At 64.3% G+C, this 17,664-nt stretch carries 17 protein-coding genes; 10 read left to right on the forward strand and 7 right to left on the reverse strand.

Annotated elements, in window-relative coordinates; all coding sequences use genetic code 11:
- Nucleotides 1-17: 17 nt before the first annotated feature.
- From AABA86_RS08335 to AABA86_RS08345, 3 genes are read right to left on the reverse strand one after another with little or no spacing between them, the layout of a single operon-like run.
- Nucleotides 18-680, reverse strand: coding sequence for a hypothetical protein (locus AABA86_RS08335; RefSeq protein ID WP_338306422.1), 663 nt, complete (start codon nucleotides 678-680; stop codon nucleotides 18-20).
- A 24-nt stretch (nucleotides 681-704) separates the two neighbouring features.
- Nucleotides 705-1,232, reverse strand: a complete 528-nt coding sequence (gene gpt, locus AABA86_RS08340; protein WP_338306423.1) for a xanthine phosphoribosyltransferase — start codon at nucleotides 1,230-1,232, stop codon at nucleotides 705-707.
- 36 nt (nucleotides 1,233-1,268) lie between these two features.
- A complete protein-coding gene (locus AABA86_RS08345; protein ID WP_212251602.1) occupies nucleotides 1,269-2,006 on the reverse strand; it encodes a competence/damage-inducible protein A in 738 nt (245 codons plus the stop codon).
- Nucleotides 2,007-2,282: 276 nt separating this feature from the next.
- On the opposite strand from AABA86_RS08345, the gene AABA86_RS08350 reads away from it, so the two are divergent.
- From AABA86_RS08350 to AABA86_RS08375, 6 genes are all read left to right on the forward strand, one after another.
- A complete protein-coding gene (locus AABA86_RS08350) occupies nucleotides 2,283-3,701 on the forward strand; it encodes a circularly permuted type 2 ATP-grasp protein (RefSeq protein ID WP_028141190.1) in 1,419 nt (472 codons plus the stop codon).
- Between the two features lie 4 nt (nucleotides 3,702-3,705).
- Entirely contained in the window at nucleotides 3,706-4,650 is a 945-nt protein-coding gene (locus AABA86_RS08355; protein WP_338306424.1) for an alpha-E domain-containing protein, read from the forward strand.
- Between the two features lie 28 nt (nucleotides 4,651-4,678).
- The gene (locus AABA86_RS08360) at nucleotides 4,679-5,521 is read left to right on the forward strand and encodes a transglutaminase family protein (RefSeq protein WP_338306425.1); all 843 of its coding nucleotides are present in this window, start codon (nucleotides 4,679-4,681) and stop codon (nucleotides 5,519-5,521) included.
- Between the two features lie 66 nt (nucleotides 5,522-5,587).
- Nucleotides 5,588-5,995: a carboxymuconolactone decarboxylase family protein gene (locus AABA86_RS08365; RefSeq protein WP_212251608.1), complete on the forward strand. Its 408-nt coding sequence runs from the start codon at nucleotides 5,588-5,590 to the stop codon at nucleotides 5,993-5,995.
- Between the two features lie 106 nt (nucleotides 5,996-6,101).
- Nucleotides 6,102-6,860 (forward strand): proteasome-type protease, encoded by a 759-nt coding sequence (locus AABA86_RS08370; protein WP_091966256.1) that lies wholly within the window; start codon nucleotides 6,102-6,104, stop codon nucleotides 6,858-6,860.
- 24 nt (nucleotides 6,861-6,884) lie between these two features.
- A complete protein-coding gene (locus tag AABA86_RS08375; protein ID WP_338306426.1) occupies nucleotides 6,885-7,643 on the forward strand; it encodes an SDR family oxidoreductase in 759 nt (252 codons plus the stop codon).
- Nucleotides 7,644-7,875: 232 nt separating this feature from the next.
- Here AABA86_RS08375 and AABA86_RS08380 read toward each other — a convergent pair whose 3' ends face one another.
- Nucleotides 7,876-9,114, reverse strand: a complete 1,239-nt coding sequence (locus AABA86_RS08380; protein ID WP_212251610.1) for an MFS transporter — start codon at nucleotides 9,112-9,114, stop codon at nucleotides 7,876-7,878.
- Between the two features lie 160 nt (nucleotides 9,115-9,274).
- On the opposite strand from AABA86_RS08380, the gene AABA86_RS08385 reads away from it, so the two are divergent.
- Nucleotides 9,275-10,525 (forward strand): NupC/NupG family nucleoside CNT transporter, encoded by a 1,251-nt coding sequence (locus AABA86_RS08385; protein ID WP_338306427.1) that lies wholly within the window; start codon nucleotides 9,275-9,277, stop codon nucleotides 10,523-10,525.
- 23 nt (nucleotides 10,526-10,548) lie between these two features.
- On the opposite strand, the gene AABA86_RS08390 is transcribed toward AABA86_RS08385, so the two are convergent.
- Both AABA86_RS08390 and AABA86_RS08395 read right to left on the reverse strand, forming a co-directional pair.
- Nucleotides 10,549-11,766, reverse strand: coding sequence for a rhomboid family intramembrane serine protease (locus tag AABA86_RS08390; RefSeq protein ID WP_338306428.1), 1,218 nt, complete (start codon nucleotides 11,764-11,766; stop codon nucleotides 10,549-10,551).
- A gap of 260 nt (nucleotides 11,767-12,026) precedes the next feature.
- Nucleotides 12,027-12,554, reverse strand: a complete 528-nt coding sequence (locus AABA86_RS08395) for a cupin domain-containing protein (RefSeq protein WP_338306429.1) — start codon at nucleotides 12,552-12,554, stop codon at nucleotides 12,027-12,029.
- Between the two features lie 219 nt (nucleotides 12,555-12,773).
- On the opposite strand from AABA86_RS08395, the gene AABA86_RS08400 reads away from it, so the two are divergent.
- On the forward strand, nucleotides 12,774-14,903 hold the full coding sequence (locus tag AABA86_RS08400) for an O-linked N-acetylglucosamine transferase, SPINDLY family protein (RefSeq protein WP_338306430.1): 2,130 nt from the start codon (nucleotides 12,774-12,776) through the stop codon (nucleotides 14,901-14,903).
- Nucleotides 14,904-14,911: 8 nt separating this feature from the next.
- Here AABA86_RS08400 and AABA86_RS08405 read toward each other — a convergent pair whose 3' ends face one another.
- A complete protein-coding gene (locus tag AABA86_RS08405) occupies nucleotides 14,912-15,199 on the reverse strand; it encodes an usg protein (RefSeq protein WP_212251618.1) in 288 nt (95 codons plus the stop codon).
- 378 nt (nucleotides 15,200-15,577) lie between these two features.
- On the opposite strand from AABA86_RS08405, the gene AABA86_RS08410 reads away from it, so the two are divergent.
- Together AABA86_RS08410 and groL are read left to right on the forward strand one after the other, a co-directional pair.
- Complete coding sequence (locus AABA86_RS08410; protein WP_011088371.1) at nucleotides 15,578-15,892, forward strand: co-chaperone GroES; 315 nt, start codon at nucleotides 15,578-15,580, stop codon at nucleotides 15,890-15,892.
- A 45-nt stretch (nucleotides 15,893-15,937) separates the two neighbouring features.
- Nucleotides 15,938-17,578, forward strand: a complete 1,641-nt coding sequence (groL, locus tag AABA86_RS08415) for a chaperonin GroEL (RefSeq protein ID WP_063195265.1) — start codon at nucleotides 15,938-15,940, stop codon at nucleotides 17,576-17,578.
- The last annotated feature ends 86 nt before the right edge of the window (nucleotides 17,579-17,664 follow it).

Here is a 17,664-nt window from a genome sequence, read left to right on the forward strand (position 1 = left end):
ATCCGCGGGCCGCTCTGCTAATCCAGAGCCGTCGGATGCAGTGCCGGTTGATAACCGGCTCGCAGCGCATGCAGTGTGGACGGGGGCGTCAGCAGCATTGGGCTGTCCAGCTCGTGCTCGGCGCGGGCATAGCCCGCTGGCGACCACTGCAGCGCCCTGCCCTGCACCACCAGAAAGCTCTCCTCGCCCTGCTGCACCATCGCGCCATCGGGCAATTCTGCCGCCGGCACCGGCAGGGCGTGCAGGCGCTTGCGACCATGATCCAGGCGCTCCAGGTGCAGCTGGGCGTCCATCGCCTTCGCACTCACCTTGCTGACGCCATTCCCCGTCTCCCACGCCGCGCGGAAGCGGTTGGCATCCTCGCGCCGGCAGAAGAAGCAGGGACGATGACCCGCGGCAAAGGCGGTGGCCTCGTCGAGAAAGAACAGCTCGGTCCAGCTCCGCCGCGCCATCACCGGCCGGCGCCAGCCGCGGAATTCACACAGGCATGTAATCCACGCCGGCGACGACCAGCGCTTGTTCAGCAGCGTCTTCGTTGCGGGATCATGGATGATGCCGCGATTGCCGGTGAAGAGGCCGCGATGCGGGGTAGCGATGATGTCGCCGAGCGGTGTGACGCGGTTTTGGAGCGGGCGAGTGGCGAATGGGGAATTGCGAATTGGGGATTCACTACTCGCCATTCGCCCCTCGCCATTCCCACTTGGTCACGCCGCGCCGTCGCGCAGCGGCGGGTGGTAGGACAGCGCGGTGTCCCAGGGGAAGAAGATCCAGGTATCCTGCGAGACTTCCGTGATGAAGGTGTCGACCAGCGGGCGGCCCTTCGGCTTGGCATAGACGGTGGCAAAATGCGCATCGGGCAGCATCTCGCGCACCAGCTTGCCGGTCTTGCCGGTGTCGACGAGGTCGTCGACGATCAATAGCCCCTTGCCGGTGCCACCACCAAGCTTCATGGCCTGGTCCGAAATGCCTTTGAGGACCTGGAGGTCCCCCTGCTTGTCGTGGTCGTAGCTGGCGACGCAGACCGTATCGATGATGCGCACGCCAAGCTCGCGCGCCACGATCGCGGCCGGCACCAGGCCGCCGCGGGTGATCGCGATGACGGCGTGGAACGGGCCGACCTCGTTGAGCCGCCAGGTCAGCGCCCGGCAGTCGCGATGGAACTGGTCCCACGAGACCGGGAAGGCCCTGCCCGCCCGCTCCTGTGCACTGAGTTCCGGTGCTTCACCAGCCATTGTCGTCTCCTGCTTCGCCTGCCGGCAACATGCCTGCTAACGAGTGATGTTCAATCCCGCCAGCATGTCCTTCACCGCGGCCATGGCTGCCGCGAGCTTGTCCGCATCGCGCGAGCGCACCACGAGGTTCGTATTCGGCTTCTGCTCTTCGTCCATGAAGGGGTAGCTGCCGATGATGGTGTCGGGATGGGCGGCAGCGATCGCGCGCAAGGGGCTGCCGATGTCGCCTTCCCGCGCATTGGCGCGGACCGATTCGGAGAGCATGCGCACGCCCGATTTCAGCTTGGGCGAGACGATGTCCATCATCGCCTGCATGATCGAGGGCACGCCGGCCATGACGATGACATTGCCGATCTTGAAGCCGGGCGCGAGGATGGTTGCGCTCTGGATCAGCTCGGCACCATCGGGGATGCGGGCCATGCGCAAGCGGGCCTCGTTGAGGTCCTGCTCGCTCCAACGCTCCTTGAAACGGGCGACCACCTCCGGGTGGTGGTCGATGCCGACGCCGAACGCCTTGGCGACGCTGTCGGCGGTGATGTCGTCATGGGTCGGCCCGATGCCGCCGGTGGTGAAGACGTAGGTGTAGCGATGCCGCAGTGCATCCAAGGCAGCGATGATGTCGGGCTCGTCGTCGGAGACGACCCGGACCTCCTTCAAATCGATGCCGATATTGGTCAGGTATTCGGCGATGAAGCCGATGTTCTTGTCCTTGGTCCGGCCGGACAGGATTTCGTCCCCAATGACCAGAATGCCCGCCGTGACGATCTCGCTCATAACTTAAGTCCCTCACCTGTGGCGCCGACTTTGCCGAGGTAACGCGTTGAAGTCACGCGGTTTTGCTGTCGAAATAAGCAGTCCTCAGCCATTTTTTCAGGCATGCTCGCGGCCATGCCCGCCAAATGCTGTCAGTCCATGCATATCGCGCTGGCCCGGCCCTTGCTACCACCTCAGAGTCATGCACTCTTGCTGCATGGCCAGGACGTTGCGGCTTCACCAGGGCCTGGCGACCTGTCCAATGGCGCAACGCCTTGCGGAGACAAGTCGGGATCTATGGCAGTCGCGTTTGATGAAATGAATATTCCCGGCGGGGACCTTCGCCCCGCCTATCAGGAGCTGGCGCGCTGGCTCAAGGAGACGCCTCCCGAGGCGCTTGAATATCGCCGCCAGGAAGCCGAGCTCCTGTTCCGCCGCATCGGCATCACCTTCGCGGTCTATGGCGAGGCCGAGTCCACCGAGCGCCTGATTCCCTTCGACGTGATCCCGCGGATCATGTCGGGCAAGGAATGGGCACTGCTGGAGAAGGGCCTGAAGCAGCGCGTGCGCGCGCTCAACATGTTCCTGCGCGACATCTATCATGGCCGCGACATCCTGCGCGCCGAGATCGTGCCCGACGATCTGATCTTCCAGAACCCGGTCTTCCGGCCCGAGATGAACGGCCAGCAGGTGCCACACGACGTCTATGTGCACATCGCCGGCATCGACATCGTCCGGGTCGATGCCAACGACTTCATCGTGCTGGAGGACAATGCGCGGACGCCATCCGGCGTGTCCTACATGCTGGAAAACCGCGAGATCATGATGCGGTTGTTTCCGGATCTGTTCGCCCGCCACAAGGTGGCGCCGGTCGAGCGCTATCCGGACGAGCTGCTCTCGGCGCTCCGCTCCGTCGCGCCGCTCAGCGCCTCGGGCGAGCCGACCGTCGCCCTGCTCACCCCAGGCGTCTACAACTCGGCCTATTACGAGCACTCCTTCCTCGCCGACAAGCTCGGCATCGAGCTGGTCGAGGGCCGCGATCTCATCGTCAAGAACAACGAAGTGTTCATGCGGACGACGGAAGGGCTGAAGCGGGTCGACGTGATCTATCGCCGCGTCGACGATGACTTCCTCGATCCCCTCACCTTCCGTCCCGATTCCGCGCTCGGCGTGCCCGGGCTGATGTCGGCCTATGCGGCCGGCAACATCACGCTCGCCAACGCCGTCGGCACAGGGATTGCCGACGACAAGGCGATCTACTCGTACATGCCGGATATCGTGAAATTCTATCTCGGCGAGGAGCCGATCCTGAAGAACGTGCCGACATGGCGCTGCCGCGAGCCGAAGGACCTCGCCTATGTGCTGGATCATCTGAGCGAGCTCGTTGTCAAGGAGGTGCACGGCTCCGGCGGCTACGGCATGCTGATCGGGCCTGCCGCGACGAAAGCGACAATCGAAGCGTTCCGCGAGAAGCTCAAGCGCGAGCCGGAAGGTTTCATCGCGCAGCCGACGCTGGCGCTGTCGACCTGCCCGACCTGCACGGCGTCAGGCCTTGCCCCGCGCCATGTCGATTTGCGGCCCTTCGTGCTCACCGGCAGCAAGAGCACCACCATCGTGCCGGGCGGCCTGACACGTGTTGCGCTGAAGGAAGGCTCCCTGGTGGTGAATTCGAGCCAGGGCGGCGGCACCAAAGACACCTGGATCCTGGACGAGTAGTCAGATGCTGTCGCGTACCGCCGAAAACCTCTACTGGCTCGCCCGCTACGTCGAACGGGCCGAATATCTCGCGCGCACCATCGATGCGACCTTGCGCGTCACCGCGCTTCCCGCCGCCTATGTCGGCAAGACCAATGAATGGGACTCGGCGCTGCTCACCGCCGGCGTCGCCGCCAGCTTCTATCAGACCTACGAGGAAGCCAACGAGCACAACGTCGTCGACTACCTCTCGTTCTCCGTGGACAATCCATCCTCGATCAGGAACTGCATCGAGGCGGCGCGACTGAACTCGCGCTCGGTGCGCACCGCGCTGACCAGCGAGATGTGGGACACCATCAACTCGGCCTGGATCGAGCTTCAGGCGGTCTGGAGCAAGGGCACCTCGACGCGCGAGGACCTCGCCAAGTTCCTGCGTTTCGTGCAGGAGACCTCGCTGCGCTTCGACGGCTCGGCCTACCGGACCATGCTGCGCAACGACGCCTACTGGTTCTCTCGCCTCGGCCTGCATCTGGAGCGCGCCGACAACACCGCGCGCATTCTCGACGTGAAGTATCACGTGCTGCTGCCGGAAGAGGAGCACGTCGGCGGCCCGCTCGACTTCTATCAGTGGAGCTCGATCCTGCGTTCGGTGTCGGCGCTGACGGCCTATCACTGGGTCTACCGCGAGACGCTGAAACCGTGGCTGGTCGCGGACCTGCTCATCCTCAACGGCACGCTGCCGCGCTCGCTGGCAAGCTGCTACGAGAATCTCGTGCGCAATCTCGACCAGATCGGCGTCGCCTATGGCCGCCAGGGCCCGGCCCAGCGCCACGCCCGCGGCATCCGCAACCGGCTGGAACACAGCAACATGAACGACATCTTCCAGCATGGCGTGCATGAATTCATTCAGGAATTTATCACCGACAATTCCAGGCTGGGCGAAATCATCACGAAGCAGTATCTGATCTGATGTCACCCGGCTGACGACACGGTCCACCATGCGCCTGCGAATCCTGCACACCACGACCTATCGCTACGAGCCGGCGGCCACCAGCGTGATCCAGATCCTGCGCATGACGCCCGGCAGCCATGACGGGCAGTATGTGGCGGAATGGCAGATCGACGTCTCGACGGACACCAAGCTCGACACCCATGAAGACGCCTTCGGCAACGTCACCCATGTGCTGTCCTGCGGTCCCGTCGGCGACATCAAGATCACCGCCGAAGGCCTGATCGAGACCCACGACACCGGCGGCGTGCTGCGCGGTACCGACGAGCGCTTTCCGGCCGGCATGTTCTTGCGCGCCACCGACCTCACCTCCGTCAATCCGGCGATGATGGCGGTCGCGCGCCAGTTGCGCAGCGAGGCCGAGAGCGACACGCTCGGCTTCCTGCATACGCTGATGACCGAGATCGGCGATCACATGACCTTCGACGAGGACCCGACCAACAGTGGAACCTCGGCGGCGGAGGCGTTCACGCTCAAGCGCGGGGTCTGCCAGGACTACGCGCACATCTTCATTGCCTGCGCCCGCACCGGCGGCGTGCCGGCACGCTTCGTCTCCGGCCACTTCCTGCGCTCCGACGGCACGGTGCATCAGGAGGCCGGCCATGCCTGGGCTGAAGCCTACGTTCCCGATCTCGGCTGGGTCGGATTCGATCCCGCCAACAGCATCTGCGCCACCGACGCCCATGTCCGCGTCGCGATCGGGCTCGACTATCTCGGCGCAGCCCCGGTGCGTGGCACCCGCTATGGCGGAGGCACGGAGACGCTGACGGTGGCCGTCAAGGTCGACCAGGCGGGCCGCGGCGGGCAGTCCCAATCGCAGTGGCAGAGCTAGGCGCCGCCGCCCGACACGTGTGCCGTGCTACACTGGCGGGATCAGACCTGTCCCCGCGAGGTACTCATGGCCACCGTAAAACTGCTTTCGGACGATGAACTCTCCAGCGAGGCGCGCGCCGTCTTCGACGATATCCGCAAGGTGCGGAAGTCGGACTTCGTCAACAATTTCTGGCGCGCGCTGGCGCATGATCCGAAGACGCTGCGGCGGACGTGGGAGAGCATCAAGGAGGTGATGGCTCCCGGCGCGCTCGATCCCAAGGTCAAGGAAATGCTCTACGTGGCGGTGTCGATTGCGCATGGCTGCAGCTACTGCATTCACTCGCACACCGCCGCCGCGCGGGCCAAGGGCATGACCGAGGCTGAATATGCCGAGATGCTCGCCATCGTCGGCATGGCCGCGGAAACCAACCGGCTGGTCACGGCGCTCGGCGTGCCCGTCGACGAGGCGTTTCTCGTAGGCGCCGCCGACTGAGGCCGGCGGACGCGTCCTGGAACGACGACTCGCCCCGGGAATCGGGGGTTGGAGCGGCTGCCGAAATTGGCTAGTAATTCCGCGCAAACGCGTTCGGGGACTGGAAATGACCTATTGCTGCGGAATCCTGGTTCGGGACGGTCTGGTGATGATCGCCGACACCCGCACCAATGCCGGCCTCGACAACGTCTCGACCTTCCGCAAGCTGCACATCTTCTCGAAGCCCGGCGAGCGCATCATGGCGATCGCCAGCGCCGGCAACCTCGCCATCAGCCAGTCGGTGCTGTCCACGCTGACCGAAGGCCTGGAGGACCCCAACACGGGTGAGGTCGAGACGCTGATGAACGCGCCGACCATGTTCCAGGCCGCCCAGCGCATCGGCCGGGCGATCCGCGCGGTGCATGCGACCGAAGGCCCGGCGCTGAGATCCGAGGACGTCTCGTTCGACGTCTCGTTCCTGTTCGGAGGCCAGATCAAGGGCGCACGCATGCGCCTGTTCATGGTCTACACCGCCGGCAATTTCATCGAGTGCACCACCGATACGCCGTACTTGCAGATCGGCGAGCACAAATACGGCAAGCCCGTGCTCGACCGCGCCATGCATTACGACGTCGAACTCTACGAGGCGCTGAAGACCGGCCTGATCTCCATGGATTCGACCATGCGCTCCAATCTCGGCGTCGGGCTGCCGATCGACGTGCTGGTGGTGCGCGCCGATGCCTGCGAGGCCGATCTCAACCATCGCATCGAGGCGGGCGAGCCCTATTTCCACGATCTCCGCTCGCGCTGGTCCGCGGCGCTGCGCGCGGCGCACCAGAACATTCCGCGGCCGCCCTACAAGAACGAAAAAGAACCCAAAACCTGACAGCATGAGAAAAGGCAGGAAACAATGAGTGAAGCAAAGAAGATCGCAGTGGTGACGGGCGCCGGCACCGGTGTCGGGCGCGCAGCGTCGCTGGCATTGATGAACACCGGCTTCACCGTGGTGCTGGTCGGCCGCCGGCTCGACATGCTCGAGGAGACGGCAAAGCTCGGCCTCGCCGGCAAAAGCCTGTGCGTCACCGCCGACATGACCAAGCCCGACTCGATCGCGGCACTGTTTGACAAGGTGAAGGCGACCTACGGCCGCCTCGACGTGCTCTTCAACAATGCCGGCATGGGCGCCCCCGCCGTCAACTTCGAGGACCTCGGCCTCGAGCAGTGGCAGGCGGTGGTGAACACCAACCTCACCGGCCCGTTCCTGTGCACCCAGCACGCCTTCCGCATCATGAAGGACCAGAGCCCGCGCGGCGGTCGCATCATCAACAACGGCTCGATCTCGGCCCACGCGCCGCGGCCGTTCTCGGCGGCCTACACCTCGACCAAGCACGCCATCACCGGCCTGACCAAGGCCTCTAACCTCGACGGCCGCATGTATGACATCGCGGTTGGCCAGGTCGACATCGGCAATGCCGCGACCCCGATGACTGATCGCATGGTCAACGGCCCCGGCGTGCTCCAGCCCGACGGCACCACCAAGCACGAGCCGCGCATGGACGCCAAGGCGGTCGGCGATGCCGTGGCCTACATGGCCGGCCTGCCGCTCGATGCCAACGTGCTGACCATGACCGTCATGGCGACCAAGATGCCGTTCGTGGGGCGGGGCTGAACTCAAAACTGCGAAAACAACCCCATGCACAGTAGGGATCTCTTTGATTCCTCTGTGCTTTGTCCGAGGCTTTCGGGGGGCATCCAGTCCCGTGCCCCGGACGCTGCGCGGCATGCAATGACGCGCTGTTGAGCCGGGGCCCGGCCTCCGGGATCTCGTGCTTGGCCTCCTGGGTCCCGGCTCTGCGCGCAACGCTGACGCGTTGCGGCTTGTCCGGGACACGAGGCTTTCCCTACTCCAAGCTCTCCACCTGCCGCAGGCTCGGAAACAGCTTCATCCACAAAAGCGCCACTGCGACGGTGGCGACGCCGCCGAGCACGGCGGCCGGCATGGCGCCGAGCAGTGCGGCGGCCACTCCGCTTTCGAACTGGCCGAGCTGGTTCGAGGCGTTGATGAAGAGGAAGTTGACCGCGCCGACCCGTCCGCGCATCTCGTCGGGCGTGGACAGCTGCACCAGCGAGAAGCGGATCACGACGCTGATCGTATCGGCCGCACCGAGCACGGCGAGCGACAGCACCGACAGCCACATCCAGGACGACAGCGCGAATACGATAGTGGCGAGACCGAACACGATCACGGCCTGGAACATGCGCAGGCCCACATGCCGCGAGATGGCGTGACGCGCCAGCACCATGGTCATCAAGAGCGCGCCGACGGCGGGCGCAGCGCGCAAGATCCCGAGTCCCATTGGGCCGGTCTGGAGGATGTCGCGGGCATAGATCGGCAACAGCGCGGTGACGCCACCGAACAGCACGGCGAACAGATCGAGCGAGATGGTGCCGAGGATCGCCGGATTGCTGCGGATGAAGCGGACGCCGGCGAAGATATTGTCCGAGTCCGTCCCCTGCTTCGCGATGGCCTGCGGGCGCGGCCGGATGAAGCCGGTCAGGATCATCCCAAGAATCCAGAACAGCAGCATCATGCCGTAGGCGAGATGCGGTGCGACCGCATAGGCGAAGCCGCCGAGCGCCGGGCCGGTGATGGTCGCGACCTGCGCCGCGCCGCTGGAGACGGCGGTGGCACGCTGAAGCGAGCCCTGCGGCGCGATCAGCGGCAGCAGCGCCGCCGTGGTCGGGCTCTCGAACGCGCCGGCAATGCCGAGCACGAAGGTCGCGATGAAGATCTGGACTTCGCCGACCGCGCCGAGATAGGTGATGATTGCGAGATAGAGCGCGGTCGCCGCTTCAACGAGCTGGCAGAGCTGGACCACCCGCTTGCGCTCATAGCGATCGGCGGCGTGGCCGGCAACGAAGACCAGGAGCGCCGTGGGCAGGAACTGCACCAAGCCGACCATGCCGAGGTCGAAGGCGGAGCCGGTGAGATCGTAGATCTGCCAGCCGATCGCGACCGCCGCGATCTGGCTGGAAAAGCGCGACAGGCTGCGCGAGAGCAGGAAGAACAGGAACGCGCGATGGGCGAGAAGCGCGCGGGCGCTGACCGGCGGATGGCCGGAGTTTGGCTGCTCTGGCATCGCCTTTTGGGTCACCCTCGGACCGCTCTCCCCCTCACTGTCGAAGGCCCCCGCGTGGCCGAGGTGGCCCGGCTTGTCAACAGTGGGGCGCTTCTGGCGGCTCCCGGCATTGCCTTTGCAGCGCCGGCACGGCCATAATCATTGGGGGTTTGGGGACATCATGCTGCGCTTGCAATCGGCACTCGGCATTTTCGCATTGCTGTTGATCGCCTTCGCATTGGCGGAGAATCGGCGCGCCGTGTCGCTGCGGCAGGCGGCGATCGGCCTCGTCGCCACCTTCGTCACCGCGATCGTGCTCCTGAAGCTGCCGGTCGTCGCGCACGCCTTCGGCACCATCAACGATGCGGTCGGTGCGATCTCGGCTGCATCGCGCGCCGGCTCCGCCTTCGTGTTCGGCTATGTCGGCGGCGGCGCCCTGCCCTTCGACCTCAAAGTGCCTGGCGCCGATTTCATCCTGGCGTTCCAGGCGCTACCGATCGTGCTGGTGATGAGCGTGCTGACGACGCTGCTGTTCTATTGGCGCGTGCTGCCGCCGATCGTGCGCGGCATGGCCTGGCTGCTGGAGCGGACGCTCGGCGTCGGCGGCGCGGTGGGCCTGTCGACCGCCGCCAACATCTTCCTCGGCATGGTCGAGGCGCCGCTGTTCGTGCGGCCCTATCTGAAGCAGATGACCCGCAGCGAATTGTTCCTGGTGATGACCGGCGGCATGGCGGGCATCGCCGGCACCGTGCTGGTGCTCTATGCGACGCTGCTTGCTCCCCACATTCCCGATGCCGCCGCGCACTTCGTCATCGCCTCCGTGCTGGGCGCGCCGGCCGCGATCCTCGTCAGCCTGATCATGGTGCCTGAAACCTCCAACACGCGTACCGGCGGCACGCTCGAAGATCCGGAGATGGAAGTCTCCAGCACGATGGATGCGATCGTGAAAGGCACCAGCGCGGGGATCGAGCTGCTGATCAACATCGTCGCCATGCTGCTGGTACTGGTGGCGCTGGTCTATCTCGTCAACGCCATGCTCGGCCTGCTGCCGAATGTTGGCGGCGCCGCGATCTCGTTACAGCGCCTGCTCGGCATCGCGATGGCGCCGGTGTGCTGGCTAATGGGACTGCCATGGGGCCAGGCGGTGACGGCCGGTAGCCTGATGGGCACCAAGACCGTGCTCAACGAATTGATCGCCTATGTCGACTTCGCGAAGCTGCCGGGCGACGCACTCGACCCGCGCTCGCGACTGATCATGCTCTACGCAATGTGCGGCTTCGCCAACTTCGCCAGCCTCGGCATCATGATCGGCGGCTTGGGCGTGATGGCGCCGGAGCGGCGCGAGGAGATCAACGCGCTGGGATTGAAGTCGATCGTGTCGGGGACACTGACGACGTGCTTGATGGGCGCGGTGGTGGGGGTCATCACGTGACCCGTGGTGATGCCGTAGCCTGGTCAACTGCACAATTTCGACTTCTGCAAGATGCGGCGCACCTCGGCCAGCTTGGCACGGCAGGGCTCGGCCGCCATGGCCTTCGCCTCGCTGGTTCGTCCCTGCGCCCATAGCAACACCGCCATCAAGCCCTGCGCCCCGGAGCGCACCGGCCCACCCGCCACATCTGATGCTGCGAGCGACAGAGCAGTTCGCGCTTCCGTCTCGGCGGCACTGAGGTTCGCTTGCTCCAGGAAGAAGACCGCACGGAACACATGAGCCCGCGCGTCCTTCGGGTAGCGGGTGACGAGATCGAACGACCGGCTGACCATCTCGTCAGCCTTCGCCGGCACTTCCGATGCGCGGATATAGTGCACGGCATCGGCCATGTATGACGAATAATGAACGGCGGCGAAGCCGGCGCAGATCAGAGATCCGAGGGATGCTGCAAGCAACGTCATGCCGGCACTCCGCGGCAGGCTGTCATAGGACCAGAAGGCGAGCCACGGCGTGATCGCAAGCGCGGCGCCGGCCACCGCACCGCCTGCATGGGCATAATAATTGACGTTGCCCGAGGCGCCGAAGGCCAGCGGCAGCAATGCGGGCACGCCGAAGAAGAGCGACGTCTTCAATCGCGATATGGTTTGATCGGCGTCCGCTTCGGGCTCGAAACTCGCGACGAACAGCGCGGCAATGAGCCCTGTAATGGCGCCGGACGCGCCGACTCCCACCGTGCCGGGGCCATTGCCCAGCAGAGAGCCGACCTCGCCCGCCACTGCACTGGCGACGAAGATCAGCGCAAACCAGCCACGGCCGATCAGAGACTCCAGCCTGACGCCGACGATGAACAACCCGATGCAGTTGCTGACGAGGTGCCACCCGCTGCCGTGCAGCAGCGGCGCAAGGCCAATCCTCCACCACTCTCCTCGTCCGACAACGAGATCGTAGCCGGAGGCGCCCTGAGCGATCAGCGAGCGGACGTCGAGGTCGCCGTCCCTCGCAACGTCGATGGCCAGACTGCGTTGCAGAGCGAAGATCAAAAGCAGACCGAAAATCAGGCCAATGGTGAGGAAAGGGATATCGGCCAGAAGCCTGTTATCGCCAAAAAGCGTCCCTTCACTGGGCAAGGGCCGAGCGGGGTCACGCACGATCTCCCGCACGGTCGGCGCGGCGACGGGTTGAAACGACGCTCTTGACGGCGGCGCCGTAACGCCGCGTCGGCCAAAAGTGTTGGTCGCCATGAAAGCACTCCCGCGTTTTCACATCCTTGAGTTGCCGCGAGAGGTATTTTCGATTGGTTAGCGCCCGCCCTGCGGGTCAGCTGAAACCATCCGGCTGGTAATTGCCCGGTTTCGCAGATCGCGTGCTTTTTAGCGATCGTGACGGGAACGCTGACGACGTGCTTGATGGGCGGTGGTGGGGGCTGGAGTCGCGACGGTCCTGCAGCCCGGATGCAGCGCAGCACATCCGGGCTACGAACCGACAAAGGAGAGAGATCGGCCTACGCCTTCAACTCCACTGTCCTGAACTCCGCCGGCAGGATCACCTCCAGCAGTTCGACGTCGTCCGAATAATCCAGGATCATGTGCTTGATCTTCGGCGGCTGGGTCCAGGCGCTGCCTTCTTTCATCAGCGTCTCGCCCTGCCCGTCCATATAGGTCTTCACCCAGCCCTTGAGCACGTAGACCATCTGGAAATCGACGTCGTGAAAATGCAATTTTGACACCTCGGCCGGATCGCAAGGACCTTGCAGCCGGATCACGTGCGCTTGCGCGAGGCCGTGGCTTGCGGCGGCGATGCCGAGGTCGCGGTATTTCGCGTAAGCGCGCAGGCCATCGGCCTTGAAGTCTTCCTCGCGGTGATGGCTGATCGCGATGCGCTGCTTGGGGCGTGCGGGCTTCTTCGGCACGGCAGTGCGGGCCTTTGCCTTGACCGCCTTGCGTGCCGAGGATCGCGCCGCCGGCTTGGCGCCGCTCCGCTTCTTCACCGCGGTCTTCGTTGCGGGTCTCGATGCCTTTTGCTTGGCCATTGTCTGCCTCCCTGATCTGAGCCGCACCCGCCGGACGGGGACAACCCGAGGGCAGATTATCCAGTCCTGGATCGGGCGGCAATTGCCGGGCGCAAGGCCGGCAGCCCGATCACCCACTCGGTCGTAGCTTGTCCCAAGCTGTCGTGGCGAGCGGCCATCGTCTCGTATTCGTTCTCTCGCTGAATTAATCTCGAAGAGAGATTCTGGGGGAATGAACTCATGGGCAACAGCGTAGGTCAGCGTGCATTTCAAAATGCCCGGCTTCAGAAACGGCAAAAGGCCGAAGTGCTGCCGCTGCTCGGGCACGCGCTGCAGCTGCACAAGATGGGGCTTCTCCCCGAGGCCCACGCTGCCTATCGTCAAGTCCTGCAGTTCGCGCCCAACCAATTCATGGCGCTGCACATGCTCGGCGCCTTGGAGTCCGATGCCAAGAACTTTCAGCAAGCCGAAATCCTGCTGAGCCAAGCGGTCGCCTTGGATCCGCGATCTGCCGATGCTCATATGAGCCTGGGCATCGCGCTCAACGGGCTGCGGCGTCACGACGAGGCCTGCGCGAGCTATCGAAAGGCCCTCGCCTTGCGGCCCAACCACGCCGCAACCCTCTCCAATCTCGGTAACGCGAGCGTAGCCCTCGATCTTCACGAGGACGCGCTCCACAGCTACGACAAGGCGATCGCACTCAACGCAAGCCTTGCCGAAGCCCACAACGGCCGGGGTTGGGCGCTGTGCCGTCAGCGCAACTATGACGAGGCCATTGCAAGCTTGAACCGCGCGCTGTCGATCAAGCCTGACTATGCCTCGGCGCTGGCAAACCGTGCCACTGCTTTTCGGGAACTCCAGCGATTTGACGAAGCGCTGGCAGACGGCAATCAGGCAATTGCGCTGGCCCCCGAGGACGCGAATGGGTGGCTCGCGCGGGCCAGTGTCCTGCTCCAGATCCAGCAGATTGCCCAGGCATCGCACGACTGCGAGCAGGCGCTCGCGATCGATCCCGATTCCATTCAAGCTCACCTGGTGCTGGGTCTTTGCCTCGCCGGACTTGGCCGCGTCGACGAAGCCCTCGCCAGTTTCGACAGAGCCCTCGACATCCAGCCTGACCTCCAGAGCGCGATCTCCAACAAGATATTCACGCTCGATTTTGCGGGGGACGCCACCGTCGAACGGCATCAGCAGGCGCGGCAGGTGTGGTGGGACCGTGTCGGCGCGAAAATCGCTTCAGGCGCGGCGGAACCGCATGACAACAGCCGCGATCCGGACCGTCGTCTGGTGCTCGGCTATGTCTCGTCGGATTTCAACGCGCATTCGGCCGCGTTGATTTTCAAGCCGGTCCTCCAACACCATGACCGGGCACAGTTCGAGGTCGTGTGCTACGCCTGTTCGTCGAAAGTGGATGCGACGACCAGCGAATTTCAGGGGATCGCCGATCGCTGGCGCGACGCCTCGCAATGGACCGAAGATCGCCTCGCCGCCGAGATCCGCGCCGACGGCATCGACATCCTGATCGATCTGTCCGGCCATACCAAAGGGAACCGGCTCGGCGTGTTTGCGCGCAAGCCGGCGCCGATCCAGGTGCATGGCTGGGGCCACGGCACTGGCACCGGGCTGCCGACGATCGATTATCTGATCTCGGACCCGGTCGCGATTCCCTTCGAGGTTCGGCATCTGTTTGCGGAGACCGTCGTCGACCTGCCGTGCTTCGTGACGCTGGCGTCGCTGCCGACCGAGATTCCGCGGGCCCCAACGCCGGCGATCTCGAACGGCTTCGTCACCTTCGGCGTCTTCAACCGCATCAGCAAGATTTCGGACGAGGCTGCGCAAGTCTGGTCCAGGATTCTCGAGCGGGTGCCGGGGTCGCGACTGCTGGTCAAGGATGTCGCGCTGGACGACCAGCTGGTCCGCGAGAATCTGCTGGCGCGGTTCGAGGCTTGCGGATTGCCGGCCGAACGCGTCGATCTGCTCGGTGCCACCTTGCGAAGCGAACATCTGGCATCGTTCAATCGCGTCGATATCTGCCTCGACCCGTTCCCGCAGAATGGCGGCGTCAGCACATGGGAAGCCTTGCAGATGGGCGTGCCGGTGGTGGCGAAACTCGGCAACAGCCTGCCCAGCCGTGCTGCCGGCTCTATTCTCACCGCACTTGGCCTGCCGGACTGGGTGACGGACAGCCATGAGGCGTATATCGAGATCGCAACGAGCCGAGGTTCTGCGATCAGCGAGCTCGACAGGTTGCGCCGCGAACTGCCCGACAAGATCCGGGCCGCAGCCGCCAGCAACCCCGTCTCATACGGGCGAGCGGTCGACGACGCCTATCGCGCGATGTGGAAGCGCTATTGCGGCAGCGGTGCCTGATCGCCGATTCAATGCAGCCGGAACACGCCATCCACGGCGCGCAACTCGGCCGGCTTGATCAGCTTGGAGTGCGCGACGGTGACTGAATGGAGGGGACCGTCGAGCTTTTCCTGCCAGAACGCCAGGAAATCCTTCAGCGCCGGGAATTTCGGAAACATGTCGTAGTTCTGCCAGACATAGGTCTGGAGCAGCGAGGGATGATCCGGCATCCGGTAGAGAATTTCCGCCGTCGTCAGCCCGTAACCCAACACCTGTTTCCGGAAGTCGTCGGAAACAACCCCAACCCGCGAGACCATGCCAACCTCCTTTGCAGGAGCGCATTCAGGGGGTGGCTTTCCGGGTACGCAGCTCACGAGCCACCCGATGGAGATGCGCTCACATGAGTGAAATGTGACGCAAACTGACAACCCATCTCAAGCCCAAAAGTTTAACAAGCTGTTGAAATTCAATGCGTTAGCAGCAGAGAACGCTCCGTGCTAATACGGGTCTGCGCTCGGGTTAACGATGGGAGTGAGATTCTGGCAGACGGCGCTTTCGAGTGCTTATTTTTCTGCTAGAAGCCCTTGCCCCCGCAAAAATCCTGCCTTATCTCAGCTTAGCCCGCCTGGCACTCGCTGGCGGCGACTGCTAACAATCTGAAATCTTCAACCCGAGCAATTGCTTAGGAGGACTGCATGAAATTCCGTCCGCTTCACGACCGCGTCGTGGTCAAGCGCATCGACGCAGAAGAGAAGACCGCTGGCGGCATCATCATTCCCGACACTGCCAAGGAAAAGCCCTCGCAGGGCGAAGTCGTCGCCGTCGGCCCCGGTGGCCGCGACGAAGCCGGCAAGCTGATCCCGATCGACCTCAAGGTTGGCGACCGCGTGCTGTTCGGCAAGTGGTCCGGCACCGAAGTCAAGATCGACAGCGTCGATCTCTTGATCATGAAGGAAAGCGACATCATGGGCGTCCTCGACGTCCCCGCTTCCAAGAAGAAGGCGGCCTAACAGCCCCTCTCTCCCTCCAGTCACACATTTCAAGGAAAATTCCAGATGGCAGCCAAAGAAGTCAAATTCTCGGTTGAAGCGCGCGACAAGATGCTGCGCGGCGTCGACATCCTCGCCAACGCGGTGAAGGTCACGCTCGGTCCGAAGGGCCGCAACGTCGTGCTCGACAAGTCGTTCGGCGCTCCCCGCATCACCAAGGACGGCGTCACCGTCGCCAAGGAGATCGAGCTCGAGGACAAGTTCGAGAACATGGGCGCCCAGATGGTGCGCGAAGTCGCCTCCAAGTCCGCTGACGCGGCCGGCGACGGCACCACCACCGCGACCGTGCTGGCCCAGGCGATCGTGCGCGAAGGCGCCAAGTCGGTTGCCGCCGGCATGAACCCGATGGACCTCAAGCGCGGTATCGACCTCGCGGTCGAGGCCGTCGTGGCGGACCTCGTCAAGAACTCCAAGAAGGTCACCTCGAACGACGAGATCGCCCAGGTCGGCACCATCTCCGCCAACGGCGATGCCGAAATCGGCAAGTTCCTCTCCGACGCCATGAAGAAGGTCGGCAACGAGGGTGTCATCACCGTCGAGGAAGCCAAGTCGCTCGAGACCGAGCTCGACGTCGTCGAGGGCATGCAGTTCGACCGCGGCTACATCTCGCCCTACTTCGTCACCAACGCCGACAAGATGCGCGTTGAGATGGACGATGCCTACATCCTCATCAACGAGAAGAAGCTCTCCTCGCTGAACGAGCTGCTGCCGCTGCTCGAGGCCGTGGTGCAGACCGGCAAGCCGCTGGTCATCGTCGCCGAGGACGTCGAAGGCGAAGCCCTCGCGACCCTGGTCGTGAACCGCCTGCGCGGCGGCCTGAAGGTCGCGGCCGTCAAGGCTCCGGGCTTCGGCGATCGCCGCAAGGCCATGCTGCAGGACATCGCGATCCTGACCGGCGGCCAGGCGATCTCGGAAGATCTCGGCATCAAGCTCGAGAACGTCACGCTCAACATGCTCGGTCGCGCCAAGAAGGTGATGATCGACAAGGAGAACACCACGATCGTCAACGGCGCCGGCAAGAAGGCCGACATCGAAGCGCGCGTGGCCCAGATCAAGGCGCAGATCGAGGAGACCACCTCGGACTACGACCGTGAGAAGCTCCAGGAGCGTCTCGCCAAGCTCGCTGGCGGCGTCGCGGTGATCCGCGTCGGCGGCGCGACCGAGGTCGAGGTGAAGGAGCGCAAGGATCGCGTTGATGACGCGATGCATGCGACCCGCGCGGCTGTCGAGGAAGGCATCGTCCCGGGCGGCGGCGTCGCCCTGCTCCGTGCTTCCGAGCAGCTCAAGGGCCTGCGCACCAAGAACGACGACCAAAAGACCGGCGTCGAGATCGTGCGCAAGGCGCTGTCGGCTCCCGCTCGCCAGATCGCGATCAACGCCGGTGAAGACGGCTCGGTGATCGTCGGCAAGGTGCTGGAGAACAAGTCGTATGCTTTCGGCTTCGACTCCCAGACCGGCGAATACGGCGACCTCGTCAAGAAGGGCATCATCGACCCGACCAAGGTGGTCCGTACCGCGATCCAGAACGCAGCCTCGGTGGCCGCGCTCCTGATCACCACGGAAGCCATGGTCGCCGAGCTGCCCAAGAAGGGCGGCGCCGGTCCGGCGATGCCCCCGGGCGGCGGCATGGGCGGCATGGACTTCTAAGGTCCAACGACCTCAAGAACTACGAAACCCCGGCAGCGATGCCGGGGTTTTTGTTTTGAGCGAACGATTTCGCGGAACGGCGGCCC

Origin of the sequence: Bradyrhizobium sp. TM233, assembly GCF_036247965.1 — a bacterium.
GTDB classification, from domain to species: domain Bacteria; phylum Pseudomonadota; class Alphaproteobacteria; order Rhizobiales; family Xanthobacteraceae; genus Bradyrhizobium; species Bradyrhizobium ottawaense.